The organism is Pseudothioglobus sp. nBUS_23 (assembly GCF_051201565.1).
Lineage (GTDB): Bacteria > Pseudomonadota > Gammaproteobacteria > PS1 > Pseudothioglobaceae > Pseudothioglobus.
In genome coordinates this window covers 1,323,350-1,336,711 of record NZ_CP179200.1, presented here as the reverse complement: position 1 = coordinate 1,336,711, position 13,362 = coordinate 1,323,350, and the positions used below count along the sequence as shown (strand labels likewise).

Annotated in this window: 14 protein-coding genes and 1 other RNA gene; 7 read left to right on the top strand and 8 right to left on the bottom strand. The window is 38.9% G+C overall.

Going from position 1 to position 13,362, the window contains the following annotated elements:
- Genes mreD through ACMAZA_RS06835 form a run of 3 tightly spaced genes read right to left on the bottom strand, consistent with a single transcriptional unit; the run spans position 1 to position 2,321 of the window.
- Positions 1-468, bottom strand: a complete 468-nt coding sequence (gene mreD / locus ACMAZA_RS06845) for a rod shape-determining protein MreD (protein ID WP_435188149.1) — start codon at positions 466-468, stop codon at positions 1-3.
- Positions 461-1,264 (bottom strand): rod shape-determining protein MreC, encoded by an 804-nt coding sequence (gene mreC / locus ACMAZA_RS06840; RefSeq protein WP_435188147.1) that lies wholly within the window; start codon positions 1,262-1,264, stop codon positions 461-463. The genes mreD and mreC overlap by 8 nt, the downstream gene beginning before the upstream one ends.
- A gap of 25 nt (positions 1,265-1,289) precedes the next feature.
- The gene (locus tag ACMAZA_RS06835) at positions 1,290-2,321 is read right to left on the bottom strand and encodes a rod shape-determining protein (protein WP_435188145.1); all 1,032 of its coding nucleotides are present in this window, start codon (positions 2,319-2,321) and stop codon (positions 1,290-1,292) included.
- 89 nt (positions 2,322-2,410) lie between these two features.
- Here ACMAZA_RS06835 and ACMAZA_RS06830 point away from each other — a divergent pair, with 89 nt between their 5' ends.
- The 5 genes from ACMAZA_RS06830 to ACMAZA_RS06810 all read left to right on the top strand — a co-directional run bounded on the left by ACMAZA_RS06830 (position 2,411) and on the right by ACMAZA_RS06810 (position 6,029).
- Positions 2,411-3,907: a fumarate hydratase gene (locus ACMAZA_RS06830; protein WP_435188144.1), complete on the top strand. Its 1,497-nt coding sequence runs from the start codon at positions 2,411-2,413 to the stop codon at positions 3,905-3,907.
- A 22-nt stretch (positions 3,908-3,929) separates the two neighbouring features.
- Positions 3,930-4,281, top strand: an RNA gene (gene rnpB, locus ACMAZA_RS06825) — RNase P RNA component class A.
- A gap of 81 nt (positions 4,282-4,362) precedes the next feature.
- Positions 4,363-4,692, top strand: coding sequence for a DMT family transporter (locus ACMAZA_RS06820; protein WP_435188142.1), 330 nt, complete (start codon positions 4,363-4,365; stop codon positions 4,690-4,692).
- Positions 4,693-4,697: 5 nt separating this feature from the next.
- Positions 4,698-5,462, top strand: a complete 765-nt coding sequence (locus ACMAZA_RS06815) for a maleate cis-trans isomerase family protein (protein WP_435188141.1) — start codon at positions 4,698-4,700, stop codon at positions 5,460-5,462.
- Between the two features lie 72 nt (positions 5,463-5,534).
- Positions 5,535-6,029: an Lrp/AsnC family transcriptional regulator gene (locus ACMAZA_RS06810; RefSeq protein ID WP_435188139.1), complete on the top strand. Its 495-nt coding sequence runs from the start codon at positions 5,535-5,537 to the stop codon at positions 6,027-6,029.
- Positions 6,030-6,034: 5 nt separating this feature from the next.
- Here ACMAZA_RS06810 and ACMAZA_RS06805 read toward each other — a convergent pair whose 3' ends face one another.
- Both ACMAZA_RS06805 and ACMAZA_RS06800 read right to left on the bottom strand, forming a co-directional pair.
- Positions 6,035-7,213 (bottom strand): M24 family metallopeptidase, encoded by a 1,179-nt coding sequence (locus ACMAZA_RS06805; protein WP_435188137.1) that lies wholly within the window; start codon positions 7,211-7,213, stop codon positions 6,035-6,037.
- Positions 7,214-7,225: 12 nt separating this feature from the next.
- Positions 7,226-8,419: a cystathionine gamma-synthase family protein gene (locus tag ACMAZA_RS06800; protein ID WP_435188136.1), complete on the bottom strand. Its 1,194-nt coding sequence runs from the start codon at positions 8,417-8,419 to the stop codon at positions 7,226-7,228.
- 225 nt (positions 8,420-8,644) lie between these two features.
- Between ACMAZA_RS06800 and ACMAZA_RS06795 the strand changes: the two genes are divergently transcribed.
- Positions 8,645-9,592, top strand: coding sequence for a DMT family transporter (locus ACMAZA_RS06795; protein WP_435188134.1), 948 nt, complete (start codon positions 8,645-8,647; stop codon positions 9,590-9,592).
- On the opposite strand, the gene prmC is transcribed toward ACMAZA_RS06795, so the two are convergent.
- Complete coding sequence (gene prmC, locus ACMAZA_RS06790; RefSeq protein WP_435188133.1) at positions 9,584-10,378, bottom strand: peptide chain release factor N(5)-glutamine methyltransferase; 795 nt, start codon at positions 10,376-10,378, stop codon at positions 9,584-9,586. The two genes, ACMAZA_RS06795 and prmC, sit on opposite strands and share 9 nt — an antisense overlap.
- 120 nt (positions 10,379-10,498) lie before the next feature.
- Here prmC and ACMAZA_RS06785 point away from each other — a divergent pair, with 120 nt between their 5' ends.
- Positions 10,499-10,948, top strand: coding sequence for a tRNA (cytidine(34)-2'-O)-methyltransferase (locus ACMAZA_RS06785; RefSeq protein WP_435188131.1), 450 nt, complete (start codon positions 10,499-10,501; stop codon positions 10,946-10,948).
- A 13-nt stretch (positions 10,949-10,961) separates the two neighbouring features.
- Here the strand turns inward: ACMAZA_RS06785 and fmt are convergent, their stop codons facing one another.
- Entirely contained in the window at positions 10,962-11,897 is a 936-nt protein-coding gene (gene fmt, locus ACMAZA_RS06780; RefSeq protein WP_435188129.1) for a methionyl-tRNA formyltransferase, read from the bottom strand.
- A complete protein-coding gene (argH, locus tag ACMAZA_RS06775; RefSeq protein ID WP_435188128.1) occupies positions 11,897-13,282 on the bottom strand; it encodes an argininosuccinate lyase in 1,386 nt (461 codons plus the stop codon). The genes fmt and argH overlap by 1 nt, the downstream gene beginning before the upstream one ends.
- Positions 13,283-13,362 lie beyond the last annotated feature (80 nt).

The following is a 13,362-nucleotide window of genomic DNA, read 5'->3' as shown; positions in this document are numbered from 1 at the left end:
TTAATGCTTAAGCTTTGCAAGTGAGAATCGAACAACTGGCCAAAGAATTGCCCCAGTGAATGGAGTGAAAATTATAAGCCATTGAAATTGCAGACCTTGAACCGTTATATGGGTAATCAGAAATACGATCAGGTACATTAAAGAGGCAATGAATACGTAGACCTGCTGGGTAGTAAGATTGGATACGAAAAATGATTTTTTTACACTCAAAATAAACGCAGAGCTAATAACAAGCGCAAGAGCATTTTGCCCAAGAATGCCACCTTGAAAGACATCAAGAAGAATTCCTAATACAAAGGCAGAGCTATAAATTACGTTACTATCAGAGTAGATTAACCAATATATAAAAAATAAAAGCAGCCAAAATGGTGAAATCATTTCGATCATACTCGGCAAGGCAATTGCACCAACTATGAATGCAATAAAAGTAATTTTGATAAGAAGAATTAGCTGTGATTGATTAATCATTCTTCTCCTTCACTATAAGCACCAATTCTAATCTATTCATATTCTGTGTTGGTTCTAGGTATACAGTCATGAAGGAAGGATCCTGATTTTCATCTATCAATTTAACTCTGCCAACAGAGTACCCTGACGGATAGTAATTTCCAATGCCGCTCGTCATAAAGATATCACCCAATTTGATATCAGACTCAAGAGGGATATATTTTAGAACCATTCCACTTTCGTTAGATGCAAGTCCTTTTGTAATTCCTCTAATGCCATTTCTTGAGTTTTTTACGGGAATGTGTTGTGTTGGGTCTGAAAGAAGTCGAACTGTAGAATACATTGGCGTTACTTCGGTGACCTGTCCAACCACTCCATCTGAGGCAATGATTAAATCTGACAAAGTTACGCCATCATTAAAGCCTTTATTGATAACAATTTTCTTTGTTAGTCTTGACTGAGAGATCGACTTAATTCGGGCTAGTTTTACATTGTGACCTGGAATTAAGTAGCTTGACTCAAGTAGATTGGATAATTTTTGATTTTCAAGAGTTAAATTGTTGTAGGTCTGAAGTTTTGCCTTGAGTTCAATAAGCTGACCCTCAAGATAGTCATTTTTACTCACTAGTAATTCAGTTTCGCTGCCTTTGTCATTAACCCAGTCGATCACTTGACTCGGTAAATCAACAACCAAATAGATAGGACTGAGTAGGGTTAGTGTAAAACGCTTGAAGTTATCAAGGTAGGAGAAACGAGCATCTAGAACAATAAGAATAATCGAGAGAAATATAGGAACAAACAGTTTTAAAAGTCGCATTATTAAGATCTCGACTTAATACGAATCACTCTGCTGCCAAGAACCCCATGTCATGATGGTTAATCATCTCTAAAGCTATTCCTCCACCTCTAGCAACACATGTGAGAGGATCATCAGCAATTGTGACAGGTAAATTAGTCTGACTATGAATCAGTTTATCAAGTCCCTCCAATAGAGCACCGCCACCAGTAATCACTAGACCATTTTGTGCAATATCTGATGAAAGTTCAGGCGGGGTTTGTTCTAATGCTGTTCTTAGTGCGCTTATAATCATGCCTAAGGGCTCACTCAAAGCCTCAAGTATTTCAGAATTGGTTACTTCAAAGCTTACCGGAAGTCCTGTTGAAACTGCTCTGCCTCTAAACTCATTCTTTCGAATAATTTTGGATTCAAAAGCACTACCAACCTCTTCTTTGATTTGCTCAGCCGTAGCCTCACCAATAATAATCCCATGGACCCTTCTGACGAATTTTACAATGGTGTCATCAAACACGTCCCCACCAACTCTTAGCGAGTCAGAATAAACAATTCCGTTGAGTGAGAGTATTGCAATCTCTGAAGTTCCACCGCCAATATCAAGAACCATGGCACCTGAGGCCTCTTCAATGGCCATTCCAGCACCAAGAGCGGCAGCCATTGGCTCTTCAATTAGATAAACATCTCTTGCACCAGCGCCAACTGCACTCTCTTTAATAGCCCGTCTTTCCACTTGAGTGGCACCGCATGGTACACAGATAAGCACTTTTGGGCTTGGAGAGAAAAAACCAGACTTTAATACTTTTTTCATAAAGAATTGAAGCATTTTCTCAGTCACCTTAAAATCTGCAATCACGCCATCCTTCATTGGCCTTATAGCTTCAATTGCGCCTGGGGTTCTGCCAAGCATATTCTTTGCTTCTTGACCCACAGCGATTACAGATGATTCCGAGGCCCCCTTTTCATGTCTGAGTGCGACAACAGAGGGTTCATTCAGAACAACCTTTCCATCCATATAAATGAGTGTGTTTGCTGTGCCTAAGTCAACAGAAAGATTTTGGCCTGTGAATAAATTGAACATAAGGGGTCCCTAGCAAAAAAAATAAAATGTTTAGAGGTTATAATATAACCTCAAAGCCTACTTTAGACAATACCAAAGCCTAAATAAATATGATTATCAAGCAGGAACATTTAATAGAAAGTATTCATTCAGCGTTGCAATATATTTCATATTATCACTCGCCTGATTTTATTAATGCAATGGTTTCTGCTTATGAAAGAGAGACCAGTCAGAGTGCTAAAAATGCGATTGAACAGATTTTGATTAATTCGAAGATGTGCGCTCTTGGAAAAAGACCAATCTGTCAAGACACTGGAATTGTCAATGTCTTTGTTGAGGTTGGAATGAATGTAGAGTGGAATGCTGAGCTTTCTCTTGAAGATATGATTAATGAGGGCGTCAGAAGGGCGAACAACGAGCCAGATAATCGTTTGAGGGCCTCAATAGTGAGTGATCCTTTATTCTCTAGAAAAAATACCCAAGATAACACTCCAGCAGTAATTCATACGAAGCTGGTTAAGGGAGATAAGTTGGACGTTACTGTCGCAGCCAAAGGAGGGGGGTCAGAGAATAAATCTAAATTTACAGTGCTCAATCCTGATGACAATCTTACGGATTGGGTTCTAAGAACGATTCCAACGATGGGCGCAGGCTGGTGCCCTCCTGGGATGATTGGTATTGGTGTTGGTGGTACTGCAGAGAAAGCTATGCTGATGGCTAAGGCCTCTTTGATGGAATCAATTGATATCAATGACATTAAAGCTAAAAAGAATCCAAGTGATGTTGAGAAGTTAAGGATTGATTTATTTGACAAGATTAATGAGTTGGGAATTGGTGCTCAAGGTCTAGGCGGGCTAACGACAGTTTTGGATGTGAAGATTAATGATTATCCTACACATGCAGCCTCTCTTCCTGTTGCTATGATTCCAAATTGCGCCTCCACGAGACATGTCCATTTCTCAATAGATGGATCTGGGGTTGCTGAATTGCCTGAAATTGATCTCAGTCTTTATCCAGATTTAGAAATGGATGTTTCTAAATATAAAAAAGTTGATTTAGATAGCTTAACTCAATCAGAAATGGAGGAATGGAACATAGGTGACACCCTTCTTTTGTCTGGAATTATTATCACTGGAAGGGACGCGGCACATAATAGACTTAAATCAATGATTGAGAATGGGGAAGGCCTTCCAGACGGCGTAAACTTTGAAAATAAATTCATCTATTATGTTGGGCCAGTTGATGCTGTTCGGGATGAGGTAATTGGGCCTGCTGGTCCAACTACTGCAACAAGAATGGATAAGTTTACTGATCTGATGCTTGAAAATACTGGGCTTCTTGGAATGATTGGAAAAGCTGAGAGAGGTGAGGCGACAGTTGAAAGTATAAAAAAACATAAAGCCAGTTACTTAATTGCTGTTGGAGGCGCTGCTTACCTGATTTCAAAATCCATTAAAAAAGCCAAGGTTGTGGCCTTTGAGGAGATGGGCATGGAGGCAATTTACGAAATGGAAGTCAAAGATATGCCTGTGACCGTTGCTGTAGATACTGATGGAGATAACATACACAAAGCCCTTAACAATATTCCCTTAACATTCAAGGGATAGTTCATAGCGTATAATTTTCCCTGAAGTTGGCTGGATAGTCGCTGGATGTATTTGCATCGAGAGGAAAGTCCGGGCTCCAAAGGGCAAAGTGCTAGTTAACGACTAGGCGCAGTGATGCGACGGAAAGTGCAGCAGAAAATATACCGCCTGCTTTGGCAGGTAAGGGTGAAATGGTGGAGTAAGAGCTCACCGCAAACTTAGTGATAAGTTTGGCAAGGTAAACCCCACTTGGAGCAAGCTCAAATAGGAAGGCATTGGCGCTGCCCGCGTTGTCTTCGGGTAGAGTGCTCAAGATACTTGGTGACAAGTTTCGTAGATGAATGGCTATCATGGTTTCGACCAAACAGAACCCGGCTTATAGGCCAACTTCAATTTTTTTTTAATATAAAAAAACTTTTCTCAATAATATTTCTAAAGGTTATACTGTGCCTTATTTAAAGTACTGACTTAACCAAATGAGTTATTTCTATCTAGCATTGGCCATTGCTGCTGAGGTGGCCGGGACAAGTTTATTAAAGGCAACTGAAGAATTTACAAGGCTTGTACCAACAACATTTTTAGTCATTTTTTATCTCCTATCTTTTTGGCTTATGACGCTTGCTTTAAGAGACTTGCCTTTGGGCGTTGTTTATGCTGTCTGGTCTGGATTAGGAATATGCCTTGTTGCTGTTATTGGGGCAGTAATTTACAAAGAAATCCCAGATCTTGGCTCTATCATCGGTATGGCCTTAATTATTTCAGGAGTCGTCGTTATGCATTTATTTTCTAAAACTATTCAAAACTAAAGATTATGGCTATTGAATCAACTAAATATGACTTATCAGAGGCCCTTAATCCAGCTAATGAAAGGCCTTCTGTTGGATTGATTGTATTGAATACCGACTTTACATTTGAGCGTGATTTTGTCAGAATGTATGCTGAGCAACAACCTAATTATGATTTCTATTTCAATCGAATTCACTTTGCTAACCCTATGACACCAGAGTCCCTGGCTGCTATTGGCGATGATTTAACGGATGCTTCCTCAGGAATCCTTCCAGGTTACGATCTTGATTTGGTGGTATTTAACTGCACTTCATCGTCATCAATCGTAGGTGATGGTGCCATTGAAAACGCAATTCATGAGAGTAAGCCAACTGCAAAAGTTCTTTCTACCTCTCAAGCTGTTGTAGCCAACTTTAAGGAGAGAGGCTTTAATAAAGTGAGTGTCTTAACCCCATACAGTGAAGAAGTATCCTCTTTACTGAGAGATTACCTTCAAAAAAATGATGTTGAGATTGTTTCTTCAATGTATATGGATATGGATGATGACAGGGATGTTGCCATGCTTCCAGCGGATGAAATAATAAATGCTGCCAAAGCAGCAATCCATGATGACGCTGATGCAATCTTTATTTCGTGTACTGCTATGCGATCTGCTGAAATCATTCCAGACATCGAAGCAGCTATTGGCAAGCCGGTACTAACATCAAATCAAGCCACTTTTGATCAAATTTCAAAAACAATAGAAAATTTGATAGCTAATAGGGTTTTTCAAAACTCTATAAATCACTGATTATTATTAAAAATTCAAACCTAATTGAATTTTTTTGAAAAATAAATTTTCAAATAGAGAGATAATGGTCTCATGTACAAACTCGATGAAAGAGACATTCAGATTCTATCCATTCTTCAGGAGGAAGGCAGGATTACCAAAACAGCTCTCGCTGATAAACTGAACTTATCTCTGACGCCCTCGTGGGACAGACTTCAAAGACTTGAAGAGGCAGGGATAATTGAGAGCTATGGTGCGAAACTATCATCTTCATTTCTAAGTCATTTTCATCTTGTTATCACTGAAGTTGAATTAGAGAGTCATAAGCAGGGTGAATTTGCTCGTTTTGAGGATGCAATCATGGATTTTGATGAGGTTCAGTCATGCTGGTCAGTAGGTGGCGGTTTAGATTACATACTCAAGGTTCTCGTCAAAGATGTCGTTGATTATCAGGACTTTCTTAAAAGAGTCTTAAAAGCAGATATTGGCATGAGGCGCTACTTTAGTTATGCTGTGCTTGACTGTATTAAAGACACAAACTCAGTTCCGGTTAGCCTGATCAAGAAATCAGAACTAGCAAAAAAATAAAGGCTTTATTTAACTAACAATTCTCTTGGAACGTTAGACAAGCATTCGCCACCATTTTTACCAACACGGATACTTTCAGTCATTTCAAATCCCCAGTCATCAAACCAGATCGCTGGCATGAAATGAAAGGTCATATTTTCCTCGAGAACAGTTTGATCGGTTCCTCTAAGGCTCATGGTTCGCTCACCCCAATCTGGTGGGTAGCTGCAACCAATAGGATATCCGCACCTGTTGTTCTTTTCATAGCCATACTTTTTGAGAGTGGCAGTAAAGTTATCTGATATTTGTGCACAAGTATTACCCGGCTTAAACATCTCAATTGCGTTAACGATGCATTCATTAATGACTTTTTCGATATCAAGGTATTCCTTTGGAGGGTTTCCTAAAAATAAGGTTCTTGAGCAGGGACAGTGGTATCTTGCATAGGCTGCACCAAGTTCTAAAAACATACCTTCATCGTTTTTTAGTGGCTCATCATTCCAAGTCATATGGCATGCCGCTGCCTCTTCACCCGCTCCGATTAAGGGAACAAAAGACGCATAATCACCATAATGACCCTCATGCCCTCGTACTCCAGCATGATAAATTTCAGCGACTAGTTCATTTTTTCTCATTCCCGGCTCAGCAACCTGCATAACTCTCTGATAAACGCCTTCGATGACCTTTCCAGCCCTTTTCATGTAGGTAATTTCAGTTTCAGATTTAACTGCTCTTTGCCAGTTCACAAGGCCTGTTTGATCGCTAAACTTGGCATTTGGGAGTGAGCTATATAAAGATTCAGCAGCTCTAGCTGAGAAATAGTAGTTGTCCTTTTCCAGTCCAATAACTTTGTTGCCAAGTCCTTTTTCTTTCAAGATTCGAGCAAGATGCTCCATTGGATGCTTTTCAGGTGTCATGACATAGTCATCAGGGTATGCAATGATATCTTTTAAATCGAGATCTGTGGTCAGCTCTGCTCCTTTAGCATCAATGCCTCTGCCATACCAAAAAAGGCCACCATCCGTTGAGATCACAACGCACTGATGAACATAGAATGACCAGCCATCGTAACCAGTTAGCCAAAACATGTTGGCAGGATCATAAACAATAAGAGCATCAACATTGGAGTCCTTCATAGATTTTCGAACCTTTGACTGCCTTTCAATGTACTCTTCCTTACTAAATCTTCTTCTCTCCTTTTTCATAAAGTCTCCTTTCTATGCAATATAACTAAAAGCTTGATCTAAATCCTCAATCAAGTCCTCCACATCCTCTATGCCAGTTGAATATCTAACTAAACCTTCAGGAATTCCTGCAGCCATTCTCTCATCAGCGCTGCACTCTACGTGACTCGTTGTTAGAGGGGGTCCAACTACCGTCTCAACACATCCAAGATTTGCTGCCATGTGGGCATATTTGAGTTTTGGTAGAAACACTTTAATCGCCTCTAAGCCACCTTTGACTGAAAAACTTAGCATTCCACCATAGCCACTATTCATCTGTTTTTTGGCTATTTCGTGACCAGGATGAGTCTCTAGACCTGGATAATTTACTTGCTCAACTATCGGATGATTTGCTAAGAATTTTGCAATTTTTAGAGCATTTTCATTTTGCCTTTCAACTCGAAGCTTTAACGTTTTCATGCCCCTTAATAAGCTATAAGCATCCATTGGTGCAAGCGTTGCTCCATTAATTTCACGGTAGTGATAAACCTTTTTTACTAATTCTTTGTTGCCACATATGACTCCTCCTAGGGCATCTGCATGGCCCCCAAGATACTTTGAGGCAGAGTGAAGTGTAATATCAGCCCCAAGCAACAAAGGATTTTGATTAATTGGAGTTGCAAAGGTATTATCAACGACCACCAAAGCGCCTACTTTTTTAGCCGCTGCGCTTAGTCTCTTAATGTCCGTTATTTTTATGGTGGGGTTTGTAGGTGTTTCCAGATATAGCAAGGTACAACCTTTAGTTATTTCTGCTTCTATTTGCTCATAGTCTCCAGTTTCACAGAGGCTAACTTCAATATTGAGAGGAGGTAGAAACTCATTAAATATAACATTGGTTCCTCCGTAACTGTCTTTGATTGAGACAACTCGATCACCAGGTCTTAAAAACGTAGCTAGAGTGTTACTAATTGCAGCCATGCCAGATGCAAAACTCGTTGCAGCCTCAGCAAATTCAAGCTCTTTGACTTTATCCTCAAAAGCTCGAACAGTTGGGTTGGTGTTTCTTGAATAGATGTGACCTTCAGCCTCTCCAAGAGCGACTTTATACCAAGTCTCAATATCTTCGTAGCCAAATGAGACACTATGAACAACGGGAACTTGAGTTGAGCGCTCATAGAGCTCGTGCTCTTGTTCACCGCTCCAGATGCTTTGAGTGGATTGTCCGATTTGTTTTTTTTCAAGCATAACTCACCTCTTAAATTTGCTTTGACCATAAATAAAAATAACTGGGCGTTATTTTTAAACTATTTCAAGGCAGCGCTTTAAAAAGCCTTTATCTTGATAATTTTGATTATACATCGAGAACTAACTGTTTGACAATCCTCAAAATCTTAACTGAGAATAAAATAATATCATCCATTAAATTTTTCTGATATATTGCGATTAATTTCCCCTTCAATAAATATTTCGATGAGTAGTCATTCTTCAGATCAAAGCAGTGAGAATCATTCAGGTGTTCTAAAGTCAAACTTTATCTGTGTATTATCAATACTCCTTTTTGCTATGGGATTTCCAGCTGCAGAGTATTTATTAGATGACTGGGATGTTGTCAGTGTTATTACGGCTCGAAATGTATTTTCATTTATATTAATCTTCTTAATATGGATATCAATTGAGGGGGTTCAAAAGGTTAAGTCTGCTCAATGGCTTAAAGGCACTTTGATTGGCGCAGCAGGCTTTGGTATTGGCGCATTTTTAATTCTTTATCTTCAGTCGCTAACATCCCCTGTGATTGCGGCTCTTGCAGTTGCTACTATGCCAGTATTTGCAGTATCAATTGAGATGCTGCTAGATGGACGCAAAATGACCGTTTGGTTTTTTTGTGGAGTAATTCTGGTCCTTTGTGGAGGCTATATTGCCTCTGGCGCCTCACTGAATCAGAGTAATATTGGATTTGCCATTCTGATTGGATTTCTAGGAGTAGCGCTATTTGCATGGGGATCTAGAGCGACTGTTAAAAGCCTCCCTGGTATGACTAATTTGGGCCAGGTTTCAGTCACTTCATTGGGAATGGCGCTTCTTTCAATAGTTCTCTACTTTATTTGCACTGTATTTATGGATTTAACCAATAGCGTATCATCAATAACGCTCAAGCATCTGGGCTTGATTCTAATTTATGCTTGGTTAGGTCTTGGCATATCACAAATTTTGTGGATAAAGGCTGTAAGTCAGCTCGGTATCGGTATTGCTTCATTTCATTTAAATGCTGTTCCATTTTATGTCATGTTGATGCTTTTTCTTTTGGGAGATCAGTGGGTTTGGCATCAGGCAATCGGAGCACTTGTGGTTATCACTGGGGTAATCATTGCTCAACAAAAATCTGCTAAGCATAAAGTAAAGTTTTTTGAGCTACCTTAACTCTGCAATTATTGCTCTATCGATTCCGTTAAGATCTTTAAATGCTTTAATATTTTTGAAAGAATCTTCTAATAGGTTAATAATTCTATCTTTTTGATCATAGCCATGCTCTAATAGTAAAAGACCATTTTTATTGAGAAACTGAGGTGATTGTGAAATGATTAACCTAATATCCTCAAGCCCATCATTTCCAGATACGAGCGCCTCCATTGGCTCAAAACGAAGGTCTTCAAGGTGGGGATCCTTTTCGCTGATATAGGGAGGGTTACTTACAATCAAGTCAAACTTTATCTTGGGTAAGGGCTCAAACCAACTTCCACAGTAAAAATTAATAGGTCTCTTAGCATTCAATTTAGCAAGAGTTAATGCTTTAGAAGACTGATCACTAGCAGATACATCCCAATTTGGGCATTGCTGTGACAAGGTTATGGCAATAATTCCGCTACCAGTTCCTAGGTCTAGTACTTTTATTTTTTTTTCCGAATCTAGACTATCAATTGCAATATCAATTAGTAGTTCAGTTTCAGGTCTGGGAATAAGAGTTGAAGGAGAGACTAGAAATTCAAGTTCATAAAAACCTTGAGAGCCTTTGATGTAAGCAAATGGTTTGCCATTCTTCCTCTCATCAACAAGACTAAAAAACTTTTTAAATTCAGAGTTATTGAGTGCATAGTCTAGATTAGCAAATAACTGCTCTTGAGTTTTGTTAATCGCTAGGCCTAATAGTTTTGATGCATCCTCGACATCTTCTCTCAAAAGGTTCTTAATCAATCTTCCAGAGTCCATTTATATTAATTTTATTGAATGCTTGCTCTTTTAGTATTATATCTACAAGCGAGTTTTTAGAATTAGTTAATGAACTATGGGATGATAGTTCTTATAGCATTATTGAGGTAAATAAGTGACATGTTGAACTTAGTCTTATTTGAACCAGAGATACCGAATAACACTGGGAGCCTTATTAGATTATCGGCCAATATGGGTGCTAACCTTCATCTTATAAAGCCCTATGGATTCGAAATTACTGACAAAAGATTAAGACGAGCTGGCCTTGATTATAAAGAATTAGCAAATGTTTATGAATATGACAATTTTGATGATTATCTTGATAAAGCAGCGCCATCAAAAATCTACATAGTTAGTACTAAAGTAAAGACGAGTTATGCAGATGTTAAATACTTTAGGGACGATTCATTTCTCTTTGGGTCAGAGACAAAAGGACTTCCAAAAGAAATTATGGATGAATATGATGGCATTACGCTCCCGATGCAAAAAGGCTCGAGGAGTTTAAATCTTGCAAATTGTGTCTCTATCGTTGCCTATGAGGCTTGGCGTCAACTAGGCTTCAGAAATTAAAGCCAATTTAAGCTTATGAATTAGATAGCTTGAGTAATTGATAGGCGTTATTAAAATCTTTAATTTGAGCTACTTTTTTGCCAGCAAGCTGAACCCTTTTTAAGCTTAGTATTCCAGCACCAGTTGCAATATGACAAACCTCTTTATTTTGCTCAATGATTGTGCCTGGAGGTTTAGAAGTTTGACTTGGTATTACTTCAGCTTCAATGATTCTTAGGACTTTGTCTTTAAACTCCATAGCTTCTGCATTGCTTTGAGCAATAGGACGCGGATTGAAAGCTCTAATCATTTGATTAATATTTTCTGCACTTTGGTTCCAGTCAATTCGAGCTTCAGCTTTTAAAATCTTTTTTGCATAAGTGGCATTAGAGTGCTCTTGAATCTTTGGGTTCAAATTAGGAAGTTGATCTATTGCATCAATTAAAAGTTCAGCGCCCAGTATCGATAAAGACTCTGTTAAAGAGCCAGATGTCTCAAAATTTGATATGGAATGTTTTTTTGTTAAAAGAATATCACCTGTATCCAGTCCTTCATTCATCTGCATGATCGAAATCCCCGTCTCTTTATCTCCTGCATGAATAGCCCTTTCAATGGGTGCTGCTCCTCTCCAGCGAGGAAGAAGAGAGGCATGAATATTTAAACAACCAAATTTAGGCAAATCTAGTACTTCTTTTGACAAAATCTGGCCATAAGCTGCAACAACAATCAAATCTGGCTTAAGTGAGCTAAGCTTCTTTAGATTTTGATCACTGCTAAAATTTTCAGGTTGAATGACTTCAAGTTCATTTTCAATGGCAAAGTTTTTTACAGCACAAGAGGTCAGGATTTTCCCTCTACCCTTGGGCCTATCTGGTTGACAATAGACAGCCACAACTTGATGATTAGAGTTATGAATTTTAGATAATGCAGCAACCGCAAATTCAGGTGTCCCTGCAAAAATAATGCGCATTATTTTATTGAATTTCGACCCACCTTGATAGCATTGAAAATTTGCTTTGGAGAGGTGCCGCCAAGATGATCTCTAGAATTGATGGAGCCCTCTAGAGAAATTGCATCAAAAACATCAGAATCAATGTTAGAGTTAAATTCTTGAAACTCATCAAGACTAAATTCACTCAAATCTTTGTCACTATCAATTCCATGTGCAACAGCTCTACCTACAACGTCATGTGCATCCCTAAAAGGCAAACCCTTTTTGACAAGATAGTCCGCTAAATCTGTTGCAGTTGTATAGCCCTTGATTGCAGAGATAAGCATGTTCTGCTTATTAGCCTCAATCTTTGGAACCATATCAGCAAAAATTCGAACACAAGAGTAGATCGTTTCAACGCTATCAAAAAGAGGCTCTTTGTCTTCCTGATTGTCCTTGTTATAAGCTAATGGCTGACCTTTCATAAGTGTAAGTAGTGAGACTAGATTGCCTGTAACCCTTCCAGTTTTACCGCGAACCAATTCCGGAACATCTGGATTTTTCTTCTGAGGCATAATCGATGATCCTGTACAGAAACTATCTGGAAGCGATACAAACTCAAATTGAGCACTAGACCATAGGACAAGTTCTTCAGAAAACCTAGAAAGATGCATCATAATAAGGCTAGCGTTAGATGCGAATTCTATCGCAAAGTCACGATCACTAACAGCATCTAAAGAGTTTTGGCTTATGCGCTCAAATCCTAAGATTTCCGCAGTGCGCTCACGATTAATTGGATAACTTGTTCCGGCAAGTGCTGCACTTCCAAGAGGCATTGTATTGATACGTTTATAGCTTTCTTGAAGTCGCTCATAATCACGCTTGAACATTTCAAAGTATGCCAAAAGGTGATGCCCAAAGGTGATGGGCTGCGCAGCCTGAAGGTGAGTAAAGCCAGGCATTATTGTATTATTTTCCTTTTCAGCAAGATCCAGCAATGCATTTAAAAGCTTCTTTAACTCTTGGTTTATCATGACAACATGATCCCTGAGGTAAAGCCTGATGTCGGTTGCAACTTGGTCGTTTCTTGAGCGCCCAGTATGCAGTTTTTTGCCTGGCTCACCACAAATCTCAGTTAACCTCGACTCAATATTCATGTGGACATCTTCAAGGTCGATAGACCAATTAAATTTGCCTGAAGTTATCTCGCTCTTGATTTTGTCTAAACCATTTAAAATCTCATTTAATTCAGATTCTGTTAAAACTTCTACCTCACTAAGCATAGTTGCATGCGCAATTGACCCTTCTATATCATAAAGGGCAAGCGCTTTATCAAAAGACACAGAAGCACCAAAAATTTTTACAAATTCATCTGTCGGTTGATTAAAACGACCACCCCATAATTGATTTGTTTCTGAAGTCATTGCTCTATTTACTCGGTTTTAATTACATTTTTAAATTACTGCACATTATTCCAGTATCTATGGCCTAAGTTACTGAAAAT